We start from the raw sequence: 18,564 nt of genomic DNA on the forward strand, positions 1-18,564 counted from the left end.
CCGACCACCCGCGGGCTCTCTCGGCTTCGCCGCCGCCCACCCACGGTCCCGGGCTTCGCCGGCGCGCCTCCGGTGGGGCGCGAGCGTCAACTGGCGTTGATCAGCGCGCCCCGGACCGCGGCCAGTAGCTGTCCGAGGCCGAAGCCGGCCAGCAACGCCCAGACCGCGCTCGCCATGGTGCTGGTGCCCGCGGTCAGGTCCGGCGCGATCAGCCCGGCCAGCCCGGCCAGCAGCAGGCCGACGAGGGCCACCACGACCCGGGTCGGCCGCTCCCCCACGGTCACCGCACCGATCTCTCGCATTCCGGCGGAGGTCGCCCGGGCCCGCACGTACTCGTGCAGCCAGGAGAGGGCACCACCGGCGACCACCAGCGCGCCCGGCGCGCCGAGCAGCCAGAACGCGACCAGCCAGGCCGCCTCACCGAGCCGGTCGGCCACCGAGTCGTAGACGTACCCGAGCCGGGTGGTGCGGTTGCTCGCCACCGCGACCGCGCCGTCGAGACTGTCCGCCACCGAGGCGAGCAGCACCAGCAACGCACCGAGAAAGGGCCCGTCCTGGGGGCGTATCGCGACCAGCGGCACACCGAGGCAGAGCAGCACCCCGGCGACGGTCACCGCGGTCGGGGTGACCCGTAGCCGACCCAGCACGTAGCCCCCGTGGTACGCGAGGCGCAGCCAGGCCCGGACGGGCGGGGCCGCGGCGCGCGGATCGAACCCACCGTGCAGTCGCGCCCAGGCTGTGGCGTACTGGTCCCAGTTCAGCTGTCTGCCCACCACGGATCAACCGTCGCACCGATCGCGCGGTGTCGTGGCGCGTCTGCTCACCCGGGGGTACTGACCCGCAGATTCCGCCAGATCTCCCGGGTCGCGGTGGACCGGTTGAAGGTGATGAAGTGGATACCGGGAACACCCTCGTCCAGCAGCCGCTGGCACATCTCGCTGGCCTGCTCGACCCCGAGCTGGCGGACTGCCTCCGGGTCGTCCGCGACCCGCTCGAAGCGTGCGGCCAGAGCCGGCGGGAAGGGCGCGCCGGAGAGCTGCTCCGACCGCTCGATGGTGCTGACCTTCGTCACCGGCATCACGCCCGGGATGATCGGCGTGTCACAGCCCGTCGCTACCACCCGGTCCCGCAGCCGAAGGTACTCGTCCGCGTCGAAGAACATCTGAGTGATCGCAAAATCGGCTCCGGCCCGGCACTTGCGGACGAAGTACGCCGTGTCGGAGTCGATGTCGGGCGAGCGGGGGTGCTTGTACGGGAAGGCGGCAACGCCAACGCTGAAGTCACCCGCATCACGGACCAGGCGGACCAGGTCCTCCGCGTAGTCCACGCCATCCGGGTGTGGGATCCACTCGCCGGTGGGGTCGCCGGGCGGGTCGCCGCGCACGGCGAGCACGTTACGCACGCCCGCAGCGGCCAACCGCCCGATCACGTGCCGCAGCTCGGCCACCGAGTGGTTGACTGCGGTCAGGTGCGCCATCGGCAGCAGCGTGGTCTCGGTAGCGACCCGTTCGGTAACCGCCACGGTCGTGTCCCGAGTCGAGCCACCGGCGCCGTAGGTGATCGAGACGAACGACGGGCGCAGCGACTCCAGCTCCCGGATGGCCTGCCAGAGCAGCCGCTCGCCCTGCGCTGTCTTCGGGGGCATGAACTCGAAGGAGAAGGTCGGCCGGCGGTCGCGGATCAGCTCCCCGATCGCCGGCTGCGGATTGGGGAGAACCGATGGAAGACCAAGCGCCACGCCATGACTCTAGCGGCGTGGGGCCGCGATCCCTAGACCTTCCCCCGTCGCAAACGATGACAAGGGGTACGGCACGGCCGACACCCCGCAACATGGCACAGTCGACACCGCACGACCGGGCCCGGCGCGTCGACAGGCCGCCGGTGGGTAGCCGGCCGTCGCGACCGGCTAGCGTCAGGGCGTGACCTACGCTGCTCCTGTCTCCCCGGTGGACCGTGCCGGGCTTCGGCAACGCGTCAACAAGGCACTGGCCGACTTCCTGGTGACCCGACGTGCCTGGATGACCGAGGTTGATGCCTCTCTCGCCCCGTTGGCCGACGCGGTCGAGGCATTCGTCCTCGGCGGCGGCAAGCGGCTACGGCCCGCCTTCGCCTACTGGGGCTACCGGGGCGCCGGTGGAATCGACACCGAACAGGTGGCGACCGCCTTGGCCGCTTTGGAGTTCGTGCAGGCCAGCGCCTTGATTCACGACGATCTGATCGATCGCTCGGACACCCGGCGAGGGGAGCCGGCGGTGCACCTGCGGTTCGCCGCCCGGCACCGGTCGGCGAACTGGGACGGAGACGCGGACGGCTTCGGTGACGCGGCGGCCATTCTCCTGGGCGATCTGTGCCTGGTCTGGTCGGACGAGCTGCTGCACTCCGCCGGACTGGACCCGCGCACCGTCGCCCGGGCACGGCCGGTCTTCGACCAGATGCGGACCGAGGTCACCGTGGGCCAGTACCTCGACGTACTGGCCCAGGCCACCGGGGACACGTCGGTCGAGCGGGCCGGGAAGGTCGCCCGCTACAAGTCGGCGAAGTACACCGTCGAACGCCCGTTGCTACTCGGCGCCGCACTGGCCGACGCCACCCCCGAGGTCCACGCGGCGTACTCGGCGTACGGGCTGCCACTGGGTGAGGCCTTCCAGCTGCGCGACGATGTGCTGGGGATCTTTGGTGACCCGGCGCAGACCGGTAAACCAGCCGGTGACGACCTCCGCGAGGGAAAGCGCACCTACCTGGTGGCGGCGGCGTTGGAGGTGGTCGGCCCCGCCGACCGGGAGGTGTTGCTCGACGGCCTGGGCGACGCCGACCTCGACGACGCCGGGGTGGCCCGGCTGCGGGAGCTGATCGGAGCCAGCGGCGCGCTCGGCCGCGCCGAGCAGCGGATCCAGGAGCTCACCGACACCGCGCTCGCCGCACTGTCCACCGTTGATCTCGATACCGAGGCGCACCAGGCCCTGGCCGACCTCGCCATCGCCGCCACTCGCCGCCCTGCCTGACCCCGCCCATCCGGACCTTGACCGGACCGGGCGGGGAACGCCGAGGTCAGAAACCGAGGGCTTGGGCGCGACGTTTGACCTCGCGGGCCTGGTCGCCGGCCAGCGCCACGGCGGCGGTGCCGCCGGCCAGGGTGTCATCGGGCTGATAGAGCCAGCGCAGGATCTCTTCATCGTCGTAGCCGGCGTCGGCGAGGAGGTTCAACACCCCGGGTAGATGCTTGAGCACCCCTCGGGTCGCCACCAGGTCCGCCGGCACCCGACGGGCACCGTCTCGGCGGACCGCGATCAGCTCCCGGTCCCGGATCATCTGGTGGACCTTGCTGATCGTCAGGTCGAGGCGCTCGGCGACAGCCGGCAGGGTCAGCCACGCGGTCGGTTCGGCGGCAGGGCTCACGGCGGGCTCGCCAGCGGGTACGGAGTCGGTCACCCAACCACCCTGCCACGCCGCCCCGACATCGGGCGAGCGCCCCCACGGCCCCGGACCTGGGCCGCCGGGCACCGACCGGAGCTGCAAGAACGGCCGTCCGGCGAGTCACCGGATTCAAAACGTCACTGCCGGCCTGTAGCATCGGTGTCCAACCACCTACCCCTGGACACATAGACTTCCTGCCGATGGACACACAGGTCGCCGACACGTTGCCGGGCTCACTGATCGATGGGCGCTACCGCATCCGCGGTCGGGTCGCCCGGGGTGGCATGGCGACTGTATACACCGCAACCGACGAGCGCCTCGATCGCACCGTTGCACTTAAGATCATCCATCCCGCGCCGAGCCCGGAGGCCCAGGGGCGGACAACGGGCTTCGTGGACCGTTTCGCCGACGAGGCGAAGACCATCGCCCGGCTGACCCACCCCAACGTCGTCGCGGTCTACGACCAGGGCATCCACGCCGACCGGCCATACCTGGTCATGGAGTACGTGCGCGGGCGCACGCTGCGCGACGTGCTCTCCGAACGGCACCGCCTCAACCCCGACGAGGCGCTCGCGATCATCGAACAGATGCTCGCCGCGATCGCCGCCGCGCACCGAGCCGGGCTCGTCCACCGGGATGTCAAACCGGAAAACGTGCTGGTCGCCGAGGCACCGACCGGAGGTGCGGCCAACCTGGTCGACAGCGTGGTGAAGGTCGCCGATTTCGGACTGGCCCAGGCGGTGGAGGCGAGCGCCGACGACGCACAGGCCAACCAGCTGATGGCCACGATCGCCTATGTGGCACCGGAACTGGTGACCGATGGGCACGCCGACCCGCGCACCGACGTCTATTCCGCGGGCATCGTGCTGTTCGAGATGCTCACCGGCCGCGTGCCGTATGACGGCCAGCGCCCGGTCGAGGTGGCCTGGCAGCATGTCCGACAGGATGTGCCGGCACCGTCGACCCTGGTGCCGGGGCTGCCAACGGCCCTCGACGACCTGGTCATCCGCGCCACCCGGCGCGATCCCGGTGCCCGCCCGGCCGACGCCGGTGCGCTGCTCATCCAGGCACAGGCGGCTCGGGAGGGGTTGGGTAACCCGAATACCCACACCACGGTGCTGCGCCGGGTGACCGAGAGGCCCCCGGTGAGTGACCCGACCATGGTGGTCGCGGCCGTACAGCCGGCGCAGCGCCCCGCCTGGGCCCGGTTGCCCGAGGAGGCCCCTCGGGGTGGCCGACGACGGGCGGTCGACAACGAGAGTGTCCGGTCCCGGTTGGCCCCGCTGCCTCGTCGGCTGATGGGTGAGCAGCGCGGCCGGCTCGCGGTGGCCGCTGTCGTCGTGATGCTGGGGCTGATTGCCGCGGTGGGTGGCTGGTGGGTCGGTGTCGGCCGATTCACCGAGGCCCCAGAGTTGGTGAGCCTGGACCAGGCCGCCGCGGAGGCGCAGGCGAAGCGGGCCGGTCTGATCCTCCGATACGCCGATCCGCGCCACGACGATCAGGTGCCGAAAGATGCCGTCCTGTCCCAGGATCCGGCCTCCGCATCCCGCATCCTGAAGGGTGGCACGATCACCCTCACCCTCTCGCTGGGCCCCGAGCAGTTCGAGGTGCCGGATGTCGTCGGCAAAGAGTTCGAGTTGGCCTCGACCGACCTGACCGAGGCCGGCCTGGAGGTGATCAAGGGTTCCACCAGCTACCACAACAGTCTGCCGGAGGGCATGGTGGTCGCCACCGACCCGGAGGCGGGCACCGAGGTCAAGCCCGGACACGAGGTCACCGTAACTCTGAGCAAAGGCAGGGCACCCATCTCGGTGCCGAACCTGGTCGGCAAGCCCCTGGACGAGGCCCGTTCGGTCCTGAACCAGCTCGGGCTGGTACTCGTTGAACCGCCGACGGTGAAGGAGTCCGACAAGCCCAAGAACGAGGTCATCGGGCAGAGTCCAGCCGACGGCGCCGGCGTGGAGAAGGGGGCGGAGGTCAGCCTGGAGGTCAGCCAGGGCCCACCGCAGGTTGTCGTCCCCCGCGTGATCGGCATGCCGTGCCAGCAGGCCAAGCAGATGTTGGAGGGGCAGTCCTTCCCGGTCGCGGTGCAGTTCAACCAGAACGGCACCGTCCGGTTCCAGACACCCGGTGAGAACTCCCAGGTACCACCGGGTACCCAGATCACCCTCGGCTGCCTGTGATGGCGACAGTGCGACCGGTCGGCGCGCACACACCGGCTGGGGGCGGGCTGGCGAAAGCCGCCCTGCCCTACCTGGATGCGACGGGCGCCGAGGTAGCCCAGGTCTACGTGTCCAACTCGCGGGGCTGGGCATTGCCGCCCGGCAACCCGACGCAGGACGCGCTGTTTCGCGCCGGCTGCGCCGAGCGTGGCGTCCCGGTGTTCATCCACGCGTCCCTGCTGGTCAACCTCGGCTCGCCCACCGCCGCGACGGTGGAGCGGTCAGCGCTGACGCTGGCACACGCGCTACGCCGAGGGACGGCGATCGGCGCCCAGGGGGTGGTGTTCCACGCCGGCAGCGCGGTTGACGCCGGGTACGCCGACACGGCGATGCGCCAGGTTCGGGAAGTGCTGCTGCCACTGCTGGACACCGCCGGTGACGCAAACGGGCCGATGCTGCTGGTCGAGCCGAGCGCCGGTGGCGGGCGCTCGCTCGCCGCCCGGGTAGAACAGCTCGGCCCCTACCTGGATGCGGTGGACCGGCACCCATGGCTCGGTGTCTGCTTCGACACCTGCCATGCCTGGGCCGCCGGGCACGACCTGTCCGTCGAGGGTGGCATGACCGCCACCCTCGACACGCTGGTAGACACCGTGGGGTCGGACCGGCTACGGCTGGTACACGCCAACGACTCGAAGGACCTCTGCGGCTCCACCCGGGACCGACACGAGAACATCGGCAAGGGCACCATCGGGGAGCCCGCCTTCGCCGAGCTGATGCGCCATCCGGCGACCTCCGGGGTGCCGACGGTGGTGGAGACCCCCTCCGAGAAGCACGTGGGCCACGCCGGCGACGTGGCCATTCTCAAGCAACTGCGTACCTGACCCGACCCGCGGTACGGATCAGGTACGCAGGGCACGGGTGAGGACGTCGATCGCGCGATTGATCGCCGCATCGTCGACACCCAGATGGGTGACCAGGCGGGCGGTGTCCGGGCCGAGCACACTGACCAGCACCCCTTCCGCACGGACCGCGGCGGCGAAGGTGTGCGCGTCCATCGGTGTCTTGGTGAGATCCAACGGGACCAGGTTGGTACGCACCTCGGCCGCCAAGACCCCGAACGGGGCAACCGCCTCGGCGAGCCGGGTCGCCTTCGCGTGATCCTCGGCGAGCCGCTCCACCTGGTGTGCCAGGGCGTACCGGCCGGCAGCGGCGAGGATCCCGGCCTGCCGCATACCACCGCCCATCCGCTTCCGGATGAACCGAGCTCGTTCGATCTTGTCGGCACTGCCGACCACCAGCGAGCCGACCGGCGCACCAAGCCCCTTGGAGAGGCAGACCGCCAGGGTGTCGAAGAGCACGCCGTAGGTGGCCAGCGGCACCCCGTCGGCGATGTGCGCGTGCCAGATTCGAGCACCGTCGCAGTGCACCGCGACCCGGGCCGCGTCGGCGACCCGACGCAGCTCACGCAGAGCCGCCAGCGGGATCACCCCACCGCCGCCCCGATTGTGGGTCTGCTCCACGGTGACCGCCCGGGTGGGCACCGCAAAGTAGCCGTCGGGCCGAATCATGCCAGCGACCACGTCCGGGTCGACCGCCGCACCGACCGTCGGCCAGGTCCGCGACGAAATGCCGCCGTACGCGGCAGCCGCACCGATCTCGTACGTCACCACGTGCGCGTCCGCGTCGCAGAGCAGTTCGCCACCGGGTGGCACCAACAGCTGCAGCGAAATCTGGTTGGCCATCGTCCCGGTTGGGCAGAACAGCGCCGCCTCATGGCCGAAGAGCGCCGCGACCTCGGCTTCAAGGGCGTTGACCGTAGGGTCCTCGCCGTACACGTCGTCGCCCACCTCGGCGACGGCCATCGCCTCCCGCATCCCCGCGGTTGGGCGGGTGACAGTATCCGAACGCAAATCGATCATGACGTCCTCACTCCTCACGTCAGCCACGGAGTATCCTTCGGCCGCCGACTGCGGGGCTCGCAAGCTCACTCCTCGCGTCAGCCACCATCATCCTCACCGGCCGCCGACTGCGGGGCTCGCAAGCTCACTCCTCGCGTCAGCCACCATCATCCTCACCGGCCACCGACTGCGGGGCTCGCAAGCTCACTCCTCGCGTCAGCCACGGAGCATCTCGGCGACCAGAAACGCCAACTCCAGCGACTGTTGGGTGTTCAGCCGTGGGTCGCAGGCGGTCTCGTACCGGTCGGGCAGATCAACATCGCCGATGCCCTGGGCACCCCCGAGGCACTCGGTGACATCTTCACCGGTCAGCTCGACATGCAGCCCGCCGGGGTGGGTTTCCAGGCCACGGTGTACCTCGAAGTAGCCCAGCACCTCGTCAACGATCCGGTCAAAGTGCCGGGTCTTGTAGCCGTTGGACGATTCATGGGTATTGCCGTGCATCGGGTCGCACTGCCACACCACCTTGGCGCCGGCGGCGGTCACCTTGGCGACGAGCGATGGCAGGACGTCACGGACCCGGTGGTTGCCCATCCGGCTGATCAGGGTCAGCCGGCCCGGAACATTGTCCGGGTTGAGCTTCTCGCACAGCTCGATGACCTCGTCCGGCTTCGTCGTCGGGCCGAGCTTCACCCCGATCGGGTTCGCGATCCGGGAAATGAAGTCAATATGTGCCCCGTCGAGCTGCCGGGTCCGCTCGCCCACCCAGAGCAGGTGCCCGGAGAGCCCGTACGCTCGGCTGTCGGAGACACGGGTCAACGCCCGGTCATACTCCAAGGCCAGCGCCTCGTGGGAGCAGTAGAGGGTGACGGTCCGCAACGCCTCGTCCTCGGTCATCCCACAGGCCCGGATGAAGGCCAGCGCCCGGTCAATCTCCCGGGCGATCGCCTCGTACCGCTCGCCGGCCGGCGAGTTCCGCACGAAGCCCTTGTTCCAGTCGTGCACCGCGTGCAGGTCCGCCAGCCCGCCAGCAAGGTAGGCCCGGAGCATGTTCATCGCGGCGGCGGAGTTCGCGTACGCCCGGATCATGCGTTGCGGGTCGGCGACCCGCGCCTCCGGCGTCGCGTCCAAGGAGTTGATCATGTCACCCCGGTAGGCCGGTAGGCCACGGGCGTCGGTCGGCAGCGACCGGGGCTTGGTGTACTGACCGGCAGCCCGGGCGACCTTGACCACCGGCAACGAGGCGCCGTAGGTCAGCACGATCGCCATCTGCAGCAAGGTACGGGCGTTGGCGAGCAGGTGGCTCTCGGTGTTGTCGGCGAAGGTCTCCGCGCAGTCCCCACCCTGGAGCAGGAACGCCTTACCCTCGCAGACCAGTGCGAGTTGGCGCCGCAGCTGATCAACCTCGTACGGGGCCACCACCGACGGGACGTTCTCCAACACCTTGCAGACCTCGGCGACCTGGGCATCGTCCGGCCACGGCGGGGTCTGGGCGCGCGGCAGGTCCCGCCAACGGTCCAGGCCGAGGGCGGCGTCCTCGGCGGAATCGATGGTCGGCCGGCTGGTCTGCAGCACCGGACTACCGACAGCGGGATGGCTCAGCTGATGCCACTCTTGGCGCATGCCAGAAAGCCTACGGCGACGGACCCGGCACCCAACCCGCGAGGGGGGCCGTTCCGCCAGGTGAGAGATCCGTCACCGACATCGAACCGAGTCGGGCGCCGGGCGCCGGCCGTCAGACAGCCAGATCAGGGGGTTTGGGTCGGCTCCGGAGCCCCGGCCGACGCGGACGCCGTACTGCCGGGTGTCTCACTCGCGATACACCAGTCAGCCCCGTCCCGGGTGACCGTGAACAGCAGCGGGCGGACCAACTCCTCCGCACCGGAGGTCACCGACACCGTCGCACTGACCTCCTCGCCCCGCGGACCGGGCCCGACCTCGGTGATCTGCGCCTGCGACACCTCAAAGTGGTCGGCGAAGTCGCCGCTCGGTCCGGTGGCGACGGCGTCGAACGCCGGATGCACCACAGCGCAGAACTGGCTGCGGCCGGCGGCCACGTCCTTGGCCGCCACCGCGTCAAGGTACGCCTGCACCCGCTCCCGCGCCTTGGTTGCGCTCTCCACCGCGGGCGCCTGCTCGGCGGACTCCGTCGGCTCGTCCGCGCTGCAGCCGAGGAGGGTCGCCAGCAGACTCACGCCGAGCACGCCGAGCCCCAGCCTGCGGTACGCCGTACGCATGCCACCTCCGAACGCCATGGATTCCGACCGTCGACCGGCGAGTCTGTCACACCGGCCGGAGCGCCGGTCCAACCGACACGGGCGGGGCAGGAGCGATCCGTGGCCCCTCCCCCGCCCGGGTCGATCGGGCGGCGGCCGGGCTAGCCGAGACCGCCCGCGATGGCGCTGATCAACTCACCGTTGGTCGTGTCACCGGAGAGTTCCCAGAAGAACGCTCCGCCGAGACCCTCGTTCTTCGCGTAGGTCATCTTGCCGCCGATGGTGGACGGGGTGTCGTAGCTCCACCAGTTGTTGCCGCACTTGGCGTACGCCGTGCCACCGACCGTTCCGGTTACCGGACAGGTGTTCTTCAAAACCTTGTAGTCATCAAAGCCCGCCTCGTAGGTGCCGGAAGCGGGGCCGGTCGCGGTGCCACCTGGCGCCGTCTGGGTGACACCGGTCCAACCTCGACCGTAGAAGCCGATGCCGAGCAGCAGTTTGTCGGCCGAGACCCCCTTACCCTTCAGCTTCTGAATCGCCGCGTCGGACCAGAAGCCCTGCTGCGGGATGCCGGAGTACGAGTAGAGCGGCGAGTGTGGGGCGGTCGGACCCTGCGGGCTGAAGGCGCCGAAGTAGTCGTAGGTCATGGCCATGATCCAGTCGAGCGTGGGCGCCGCGCCGGCATAGTCGGCAGCGTCGATCCGGCCACCGTTGCTGGCATCGCCGGTGATCGCGGCCGTGATCAGTGCCGACGGGCCAAACCGGGCACGCAGCGCGTCCACCACGTTCTTGAACGCGGCTGGTCCGCTGGAGTCACAGGTGAGACCGCAGGCGTTCGGGTACTCCCAGTCGATGTCGATGCCGTCGAAGACGTCCGCCCAGCGCGGATCCTCAACCAGGTTGTAGCAGCTCTCGGCGAAGGCGGTCGGGTTCTGCGCTGCCTGGGTGAACCCGCCGGACCAGGTCCAGCCGCCGAAGGACCAGATCACCTTGAGGTGCGGGTACATGGCCTTGAGCTTGCGCAGCTGGTTGAAGTTCCCCCGCAACGGCTGATCCCACGTGTCGGCGACGCCGTCCACGCTGCCCGCCGCGGTGTACGCCTTCTCGTAGTCGGCGTAGCTGTCGCCGATCCCGCAGCGCCCACCTGCCGTCTTGCCGAACGCGTACATGATGTGGGTCAGCTTCGCTGCCGAGCCACTGGTGTGGATGTTCTTGACGTGGTAGTCGCGGTCGTAGACACCCCACTGCGTGAAGTAGCCGACAATCTTGTGGTCACCACTGGGGGGTGCGGTGGTCGGGGGCGGCGTGGTCGGGGGCGCGCTCGTCGGAGGTGACGTGGTCGGGGGCGACGTGGTTGGTGGGGCAGACCCGCCGGAACAGGCAACACCGTTGATCGTGCAGTTCAGGGGCGCTCGGTAGGGGCCGGTCCCGTTGTACCCCCAACTGAAGCTGACACCCGGGGCAAGCGGCCCGGCCCAACTCTTCTTGACCGCGACGTAGTGGTTCCCGGTGCGGGTGACGTCGGCGTCCCAGAACACGCCGATACTGGTCCCGGCAGGAAGGTCGAACTCGATCCGCCAGGTGCTCACCGACTCATTCGAGCCGTTGGTGACCGTCACCTTCGCCGAGTGGCCGGTCCCCCAGTCCTGCACCTGGTTGAAGGTGGCGGTGACGCTGCCCGCTCCGTACGCGGAGGCCATCGGAACAGACGCGGCTGCCAACACGACTACGGCGCCAACCCAGAGAGCCCGGCGAAGTGATCTCTTCATGTAACACTCCTCAAATAGTTAGTAAACTTTGTTAATTATTTGAGACGTTACTCACAGCGCGCAAATTCGTCAAGAAGTTCACACACATCGCATTCGAACGCTCTGGTTAACACCGGCGAACCCGCTGTACATGCGTCGCACGCCACCCAACACAACTGGAAAATCCATAAAGCCTGAAATTCCACGCATGACGGAAAGAGTAAGTTTTTCGCCAAAACCGCCCCCGAAGTAGCTTCCCCCGGAAGCGCACGCGGCGGAAGGCAGCCCTTTCCACACCCGCGGGGAGGTTCTTTCGCACGTACGCTAGAGCGGTTTGGTTCGCAGTAGCGCGATTGGTAAGGTCACGCCATCTTTCGGGTCCAGCCACGGAGCCGGCGACCCGGGCCGACAAGGACGGCGCAATGCTGCATCACCCAACCAAACTGCCCCAGCCTCGACGGCCCACGATGGTGGATGTCGCGCGACGTGCCGGTGTAAGTTTGAAGACCGTCTCCCGCGTGGTCAACAACGAGCCAACCGTCGGCCCCGAACTTGCCGAACGAGTGATGACTGCCATCTCCGAGTTGGGCTTCCGGCCCAACGGCATCGCCCGCAATCTCCGATCCCGGCAGCTCAGCGCGACGATCGGCCTACTCATCGAAGAAATCGCCAACCCGTTCTACGCGACGGTCGCGGGTGTCGCAGCGGAGATCGCGGCGGCACACCAAACACTGCTGATCACCGCCTCTTCGGAGGAGGATCCGGACCGCGAGCGCACACTGTTGCTGGAGCTGGTCCAGCGCCGGGTGGACGGCTTGCTCGTGGTTCCCGCCGGAACAGACCACTCCTTTCTTCGGCGGGAGGTGGAGATGGGCCTTCCGGCGGTGTTTATCGACCGACCACCCGGGCAACTCCTCGCCGATGTGGTTCTCCTGGACAACCAGGGCGGAAGTCGCACCGGAATCCGTTCACTACTCGACGCCGGGCACCGACGGATCGGCCTGTTACTGGGTTCCTTGAACGTCTACACAATGCGTGAGCGGCTGGCCGGCGTACAGGCCGAGTTGTCGGGTTCCGGTATCCCGTACGACGAGGCGTTGGTGCGAAGTGGGCTAGAGGGTCCCGAGCAGGCCAGCCGGGCGGTGGCAGACATGTTCGGCCTCGCCGACCAGCCCACCGCCTTCTTCTGCGCCAACAACCGCCTCACCCTCGGCGCACTCCAGGAGCTTCATGACCGAGGCAGCGACGCGGCGTTGGTTGGCTTCGACGACTTTGAACTGTCCCATCTGATGCCGCGACCGTTGACCGTCATCGCCTACGACGAACGTGAACTGGCGCGGGTCGCGACGGAGCAACTGTTCGAACGCATCGGTGGAGACCGGTCGTGGCCGTCGACCTCGGTCCTGCCGACACAGCTGGTTCACCGCGGCCCGCGCTGACGCCAGCCCGCCGCCCGGGACCGCCGAGCACCAACGGGGCCCGGCCGACGCTCCCGCCGGCCGGGCCCAGATCGCTACCCTGGCCCTGGGGGAAGCGCCGCGACGACATCGGCGAGCGTGGGTGGATCGGCCCCCCGCCGGCCGCAGGTGAGCGCGGCGATGGTGCTGGCCTGGTGCAGCCCCTGGCGCCACTGGTTCGGGGTGACGGCCGCGAGACGGGCCCCGGGCTGTTCGCCGAGCGCACCGAAGTCCGCGAGGGCGGCGAGCAGGCCGCCGGTGAACGCATCACCGGCACCGACGGTATCGACCACCTCACCCCGCCGGGCCGACTGCCGGTACATCTCCCCGTCCGGCGCCAGCAGACAGCTACCGGCAGCGCCGCGCGTCACCACCGCGCAGGCCACCCCGGCAGCCCGCCACTCGGCCATGACCTGCTCGATGGTCCGGTCTGGGTAGAGCCAGTCAAGGTCCTCCTCGCTCGCCTTGACAATGTGCGCGGAGCGCACCTGTCGCTCCACCCGGCGCTGCTCCCCGACGCGGTCGGGGATGATGGAGGGGCGCAGGTTGAGGTCGATCGACAGGGTACGCGCCCCGCGGTCCCGCTCCCGGGCGAAGAGATCTTCCACCACCGCCGCGCCCGGTGCCAGGGCCAGTGCCAGTGAGCCGGAGTGCAGGGCGGTGAGCCCGGTGTCTTCGAAGCTTGGTAGCTCGGCCGTGGTCCACTGCCAGTCGGCGGTCCCAGCCAGGTAGCACTGATAGGTGGCCTGGCCGGAGTCGTCGAGCGTGGCCACCACCAGTGAGGTTGACTCGACCGCGGAAACCGCCCAGGTCAGGTCGACTCCGTTGGCGTGCAGGTGGCCCCGGATCCGCTGGCCGAAACCATCACTACCGAGCCGGGCGAGCAGCCGGACTGGCTGCCCGAGCCGGGCCAGGGTGAGTGCGACATTGGCAGGTGAGCCGCCGGGTACGGCCCGGTAGCTCCCGGCCTTGTCCTCGGCGACCAGGTCGACCAGCGCCTCGCCAACAACCGCGATCACCGGTCTACCTCCACCTGATCGGTCCCCATCGGGTCGTACAGACCCGCGAGGCTGGACTTTATCGGTGCCTGGGACAGCAGGACGGCCTGGTACGCGTGGTAGACGTCGGGGCGGCCGTGCCAGACCCGGTTCGCCGGCTGGTTCAGCTCGTCCAGTTCGTGGTGCCACTCTCCGGTCTTCGGGTCAATGAGGTGGCGGACGGCGTAGTCCCAGAAGGTCTGGTACCAGTGCTCGTAGTAGTGGTCGCCGGTGCGCCGCCACAGGGTCGCCGCCGCCCCGATCGCCTCGGCCAGCACCCAGTGCATCCGGGATCGAACCACGGGCCGGTCCGACCAGTCGAGGGTGTAGACAAATCCATCCGCCCCATCAACCGACCAGCCCCGGGTGACCGCCGCGGTGAAGAGCGCGCGCGCGTCTTCGAGTAGCCAGTGCGGGGGCGCAACGAGCGCGGTCTCAAGGTGTAGCAGCAGTCGCGCCCACTCCAGCCAGTGGCCCACCGTGGACCCGTACGGCCGGAAGGGGTCCGCGGGTTGGTCGAGGTTGTAGTCCAGCTGCGGTTCCCAGTCGGCGGTGAAGTGCTCGGGCAGCCGCCAGTCGTGTCGGGCGGCCACCCCGTGCACCAGGTGCTCGCAGATCGCCAGCGCGCGTTGCGCCCAGCGACGGTCCCCGGTGACCTCACCGACGGCCAGGAACGCCTCGACCATGTGCATGCTGCTGTTCGCACCCCGGTAGGGCTCCAGCTCGGAGAAGTCCCGGCTCCACGACTCCCGGGTCCGACCGGCGGTCTCGTCCCAGAACCGCTCGCCCACCACCGCGATCGCCTCGGCCAGGAGTTGGTCGGCGCCGGGCCGGCCGGCGTGGGTCGCGCTGCTCGCGGCCAGGAGGACAAAGGCGTGCTCGTACGCGGACTTCCGGTCCGTGACCGGTTCCCCACCCAGCTCCACGGCGCTGAACCAACCGCCGTGCCGCGCGTCCCGCAGGGTACTGCGCAGCGTGGCGACGCCGTGGTCAACCACGTCGGCGGTGTCCGGGGTCTGTTGCAGGTGTGCCAGGGCGAAGACGTGGGTCATCCGACAGGCGATCCAGGTGTGCAGCGGCTGACGGGGGTCGGGGCCGCCATGTTCGCCCAACCACCAGAACCCTCCCTCGGGCCGAACCGAGGTGCGGGCGGCGCGCAGCAGCGCGGCGCGCTGGTCGGCGAGGAGCTGCTGATGGGCGGTGTCCGGGGTCGGGCCGGTTCGCGTCGGCCGCCGGCCGGAGAGATGTTCGGTCATGTCAGCTCTTCACCGATCCTGCCATGAGGCCACCGATGAACCAGCGACCCAGGAGTACGTAGACAACCAGCGTGGGCAACGAGGTGATCAGCGCCCCGGCCATCGAGGCCGCGTAGTCGGGGGACTGAGCTCCCGCGAGCGCGTTGAGCGCGATCGTGATCGGCCCATTACGGGTGTTGGAGAGGAAGATCGCAAACAGGTAGTCGTTCCACGCCGAGGTGAACTGCCAGATCACGGCGACCACGAAGCCCGGAATGGACACCGGCAGGATGATCGACCGGAAGGTACGGATGAGGCCCGCACCATCGACCCACGCGGCTTCGACCATCTCCACCGGCACCGTGGTGGCGTAGTAGTTACGGAAGATGAGCGTGCAGATCGGGATGCCGTAGACGCAGTGCACGAAGATCAGCGTAGGAATACCCGGCGCGATACCGAGGGTGCTGACCACATCCCGCAGCGGAATCATCACGGCCTGGTAGGGGATGAACATCCCGAACAGGATCAGGGTGAACACGATGTCCGCACCGGGAAACCGCCACCGGGACAGGACGAAGCCATTCGCCGCACCGAGCAGCGACGAGATCACCGCGACCGGAATGGCGAGCTGGAAGGTCCGGACGAACGACGGGCCCAGGGCCGCCCACGCCTTGGCCCACGATTCGGTGCTCCACTGCTCGGGCAGGTTCCACTGCCCGTTCACGCCGATGTCAGAGCCCGACTTGAAGCTGGTCACGACGAGGACGTACGCCGGCATCAGCACGATGAGCAGGAAGAGCAGCAGCAGGCCGTACCGGAGGGTACGCCCGATCACGCCGGCGGCGGGACGGCGACGCGGTGGGGGCGGCGCCGTGACGGCCGGTGGGGACGTCCGCTGGGTGGTCGTGGTGGTCACGAACGTCGCTCCGTTCTCATCGTCTGCACCAGGTAGGGCACGATGACCAGCGCGACCAGCAGCAACAGAATCACCGAGATCGCCGAGGCCTTGGCGTAGTCACTGGTCAACAGGGTCTGCCAGACGTAGACGGCCGGCACCTCGGTCAGCCACTGGGCGCCGGAGACCGACATGATCAGGTCGAACATCTTCATGGACATGTGTCCGACGATGATCAACGCGGAGAGCGCCACCGGGGTCAGCTGCGGAAAGAGGACCCGCCGGTAGAGCTGGAAGGTGCTGGCTCCGTCGACCGCGGCCGCCTCGCGAAGCTCTGCCGGAATGCCACGAAAACCAGCGAGGAACAGCGCCATGACATAGCCGGAGAGCTGCCAGATCGCCGGGACCGCCATGGCGACCATGCCCCATTCCGGGTCGGTCCACCAAGGGTTTTGCAGAAAGTCAAGATGCAACTGCCCGAAGACCGCGTTCAGGCCGCCAGCGTCGTCACCCTGCCCGGAGTTCATCAGCCATCGCCAGACCACACCGGAGGCGACGAACGAGACTGCCATGGGGAACAGGTAGACGGTCCGGAACAGCCCCTCTGCCCGAACCCCGCGCTCCAGGAGGAACGCCCAGAGCAGGCCCAGCAGCATCGTGCCGAGCAGAAAGACGACGGTAAAAATCAGCAGATTCCGTAGGGAGTGCAGGAACCGGCCATTGATGTCGTTGGCAAACAGATCGACATAGTTACTCAGCCCGACGAAGCCGTCCGACTCAGCGGCGGTGTGCCGATCCGACATCGAGACCTTTATCGTCCAACCAATGAGGCCGTAGACGAACACTCCAAGCAGGAGCAACGAGGGGGAAATCAGCAATAGGCCGGGTCCCCATCGCCGGACGCGAGTAAGCATGGCAGATTCCTGGTGGGTTCGGGCGGACGGGTGTCAACCGGGACCGGTAACCGCACGACGAGCGAGAGCGCCAGCCGTGCGGTTACCGAAACTGCGAGCCGTTCTAGTTCTTGCCGAGCGCGGCGGCGGACATCGCCTGCTGCAGTCCCGCCAGGTCCTGATCGCTGGAGAACTTGCCGATCGCGGAGTTCGCCGCCTCCATGGCGCCCTGCGAGCAGGCGGCGCCGTGGGCGCAGGACGGGACCTGCGTGCCGGTCTTCCAGTCCTGGATGGCCGACTGCTGGTAGGCGGGGTAGTCGGCCTCGGTGACGTCGGTACGGGCGGGGATGGAGCCCTTCTTGATGTTGAACGCCTGCTGTCCCTCGGCGCTGCCGACGGCCTTCAGCCAGCACTTGGTGCCCTCAGGGTTATCGGCGCCCTGCGGCAACACGAAGGAGTCGGCGAGCCACTGGAAGGTGTCCCCGTTGCCGGGGAACGCGAGGTGGTCGAAGTCGGTGAAGCCCTTGGTCTCGAAGTCGCTTGGGGCCCAGTCCCCCATCAGGAAGAAGCCGGCCTTGCCGTCCATGAGGAGCTTGCCGGCGTCAGTCCAGTCGTAGGTGTCCCGGTCCGTGTTGGTGTAGCTGAGCAGCCGCTTGTAGTTCTCCAGACCCTGGGTGACCTCGGGGCTGTTCCAATCGGTCGCACCGGTCCAGAGGCCGGTGAAGCTCTCCGGGCCGAGGTCACTGATCAGGACCGCCTCCAGCAGCATCAGCTGGGTCCAGTCCTTGCCGATCGCGAGCGGCGCACTGACGCCCGCGGTCCGCAACGTGTCGAGCGCGGTGAAGAGCTCGGCCAGCGTCGTCGGCTCGGCCGTGACACCAGCGTCGACCAGGACCGACGTGTTCGTCCAGAGCACGTTTGACCGGTGGATGTTCACCGGCACCGAGTAGACCTTGCCGTCCACACTGAGGTTGTCGATCAGGCCCGGCGGCAGCGCCTCGGTGAGGCCCCACTCCTCGTACAGGGCGCTGAGATCCTCGATCTGGCCCGCCGCGATGTAGTCCGACAACTCGGCGCCGGCGTGCGCCTGGAAGGTGTCCGGCGCGTCGCCCTGCTGGAGCCGGGAGGCCAGCACCTGCTTGGCGTTCGAACCGGCGCCGCCCGCCACCGCCCCATTCACGAACGAGTAGTCACACTGCTCGTCAAAGGCGGCGACCAGACCGTCGAGGCCAGCTTTCTCGCCCCCGTCGGCCCACCAGGTGAAGACCTCCACCTCCTGGTCGGCCCCGCTGTCGGCACCACCGCAGGCGGCGGGCGACAGCAACGCGAGCGCCCCAACCGCGGCGACGGCCGCCCTACGCATCCTGCCCATGCTTCCTCCGCTAGGGATGACATCGTTGTCTAAGAGCCACCACACTTTCGCTGCGGCCAGTCTTCGTCAACGTCGACCAAGCTACGAAAAAGTAACGATGGCGTCACGAGACGATCCGTCAAAACCCACTTAACTCCCCTATTACAGCCACTCTGGCGCGGCGATCATGAATCGCGCCACCGGAGGCCCACCCAAGACATTCACCAACCTATTGACAACGTTGTCTCCTGCCGACAC

The 18,564-nt window shown here is 68.6% G+C and carries 16 protein-coding genes; 4 read left to right on the forward strand and 12 right to left on the reverse strand.

Annotated features, from left to right (window positions below):
* Positions 1-86: 86 nt before the first annotated feature.
* Together B118_RS0105065 and metF are read right to left on the reverse strand one after the other, a co-directional pair.
* Positions 87-776, reverse strand: a complete 690-nt coding sequence (locus tag B118_RS0105065; RefSeq protein WP_026185796.1) for a CDP-alcohol phosphatidyltransferase family protein — start codon at positions 774-776, stop codon at positions 87-89.
* A gap of 44 nt (positions 777-820) precedes the next feature.
* On the reverse strand, positions 821-1,738 hold the full coding sequence (metF, locus tag B118_RS0105070; RefSeq protein ID WP_018223230.1) for a methylenetetrahydrofolate reductase [NAD(P)H]: 918 nt from the start codon (positions 1,736-1,738) through the stop codon (positions 821-823).
* A gap of 181 nt (positions 1,739-1,919) precedes the next feature.
* Here metF and B118_RS0105075 point away from each other — a divergent pair, with 181 nt between their 5' ends.
* The gene (locus B118_RS0105075; RefSeq protein WP_018810874.1) at positions 1,920-3,002 is read left to right on the forward strand and encodes a polyprenyl synthetase family protein; all 1,083 of its coding nucleotides are present in this window, start codon (positions 1,920-1,922) and stop codon (positions 3,000-3,002) included.
* Positions 3,003-3,048: 46 nt separating this feature from the next.
* On the opposite strand, the gene B118_RS0105080 is transcribed toward B118_RS0105075, so the two are convergent.
* On the reverse strand, positions 3,049-3,429 hold the full coding sequence (locus B118_RS0105080; protein ID WP_018223228.1) for an Rv2175c family DNA-binding protein: 381 nt from the start codon (positions 3,427-3,429) through the stop codon (positions 3,049-3,051).
* A 185-nt stretch (positions 3,430-3,614) separates the two neighbouring features.
* Between B118_RS0105080 and pknB the strand changes: the two genes are divergently transcribed.
* Positions 3,615-5,597 (forward strand): Stk1 family PASTA domain-containing Ser/Thr kinase, encoded by a 1,983-nt coding sequence (gene pknB, locus B118_RS0105085; protein ID WP_028192457.1) that lies wholly within the window; start codon positions 3,615-3,617, stop codon positions 5,595-5,597.
* Positions 5,594-6,457, forward strand: coding sequence for a deoxyribonuclease IV (locus B118_RS0105090; RefSeq protein WP_028192458.1), 864 nt, complete (start codon positions 5,594-5,596; stop codon positions 6,455-6,457). Before pknB ends, B118_RS0105090 begins: the two co-directional genes overlap by 4 nt.
* 18 nt (positions 6,458-6,475) lie before the next feature.
* Here the strand turns inward: B118_RS0105090 and B118_RS0105095 are convergent, their stop codons facing one another.
* From B118_RS0105095 to B118_RS0105110, 4 genes are all read right to left on the reverse strand, one after another.
* Complete coding sequence (locus B118_RS0105095; protein ID WP_018223225.1) at positions 6,476-7,495, reverse strand: threonine aldolase family protein; 1,020 nt, start codon at positions 7,493-7,495, stop codon at positions 6,476-6,478.
* Between the two features lie 195 nt (positions 7,496-7,690).
* Entirely contained in the window at positions 7,691-9,097 is a 1,407-nt protein-coding gene (locus B118_RS0105100) for a class II 3-deoxy-7-phosphoheptulonate synthase (RefSeq protein WP_026185794.1), read from the reverse strand.
* Between the two features lie 125 nt (positions 9,098-9,222).
* Complete coding sequence (locus B118_RS0105105) at positions 9,223-9,711, reverse strand: hypothetical protein (RefSeq protein ID WP_026185793.1); 489 nt, start codon at positions 9,709-9,711, stop codon at positions 9,223-9,225.
* A 140-nt stretch (positions 9,712-9,851) separates the two neighbouring features.
* On the reverse strand, positions 9,852-11,459 hold the full coding sequence (locus tag B118_RS0105110; protein WP_028192459.1) for a glycosyl hydrolase family 18 protein: 1,608 nt from the start codon (positions 11,457-11,459) through the stop codon (positions 9,852-9,854).
* A gap of 401 nt (positions 11,460-11,860) precedes the next feature.
* Here B118_RS0105110 and B118_RS0105115 point away from each other — a divergent pair, with 401 nt between their 5' ends.
* The gene (locus B118_RS0105115) at positions 11,861-12,877 is read left to right on the forward strand and encodes a LacI family DNA-binding transcriptional regulator (protein WP_018223221.1); all 1,017 of its coding nucleotides are present in this window, start codon (positions 11,861-11,863) and stop codon (positions 12,875-12,877) included.
* Positions 12,878-12,951: 74 nt separating this feature from the next.
* Here the strand turns inward: B118_RS0105115 and B118_RS0105120 are convergent, their stop codons facing one another.
* The 5 genes from B118_RS0105120 to B118_RS0105140 all read right to left on the reverse strand — a co-directional run bounded on the left by B118_RS0105120 (position 12,952) and on the right by B118_RS0105140 (position 18,318).
* A complete protein-coding gene (locus B118_RS0105120; RefSeq protein WP_018810867.1) occupies positions 12,952-13,914 on the reverse strand; it encodes a carbohydrate kinase family protein in 963 nt (320 codons plus the stop codon).
* On the reverse strand, positions 13,911-15,188 hold the full coding sequence (locus tag B118_RS0105125) for an AGE family epimerase/isomerase (protein ID WP_027645210.1): 1,278 nt from the start codon (positions 15,186-15,188) through the stop codon (positions 13,911-13,913). Before B118_RS0105125 ends, B118_RS0105120 begins: the two co-directional genes overlap by 4 nt.
* Before the next feature lies 1 nt (position 15,189).
* A complete protein-coding gene (locus tag B118_RS0105130; protein WP_018223218.1) occupies positions 15,190-16,083 on the reverse strand; it encodes a carbohydrate ABC transporter permease in 894 nt (297 codons plus the stop codon).
* A complete protein-coding gene (locus B118_RS0105135; protein ID WP_026185791.1) occupies positions 16,080-16,976 on the reverse strand; it encodes a carbohydrate ABC transporter permease in 897 nt (298 codons plus the stop codon). Before B118_RS0105135 ends, B118_RS0105130 begins: the two co-directional genes overlap by 4 nt.
* 103 nt (positions 16,977-17,079) lie before the next feature.
* On the reverse strand, positions 17,080-18,318 hold the full coding sequence (locus tag B118_RS0105140) for an ABC transporter substrate-binding protein (RefSeq protein WP_028192460.1): 1,239 nt from the start codon (positions 18,316-18,318) through the stop codon (positions 17,080-17,082).
* Positions 18,319-18,564: the final 246 nt, after the last annotated feature.

This window comes from Salinispora pacifica CNR114, from assembly GCF_000514775.1.
Classification (GTDB): Bacteria; Actinomycetota; Actinomycetes; order Mycobacteriales; family Micromonosporaceae; genus Micromonospora; species Micromonospora pacifica.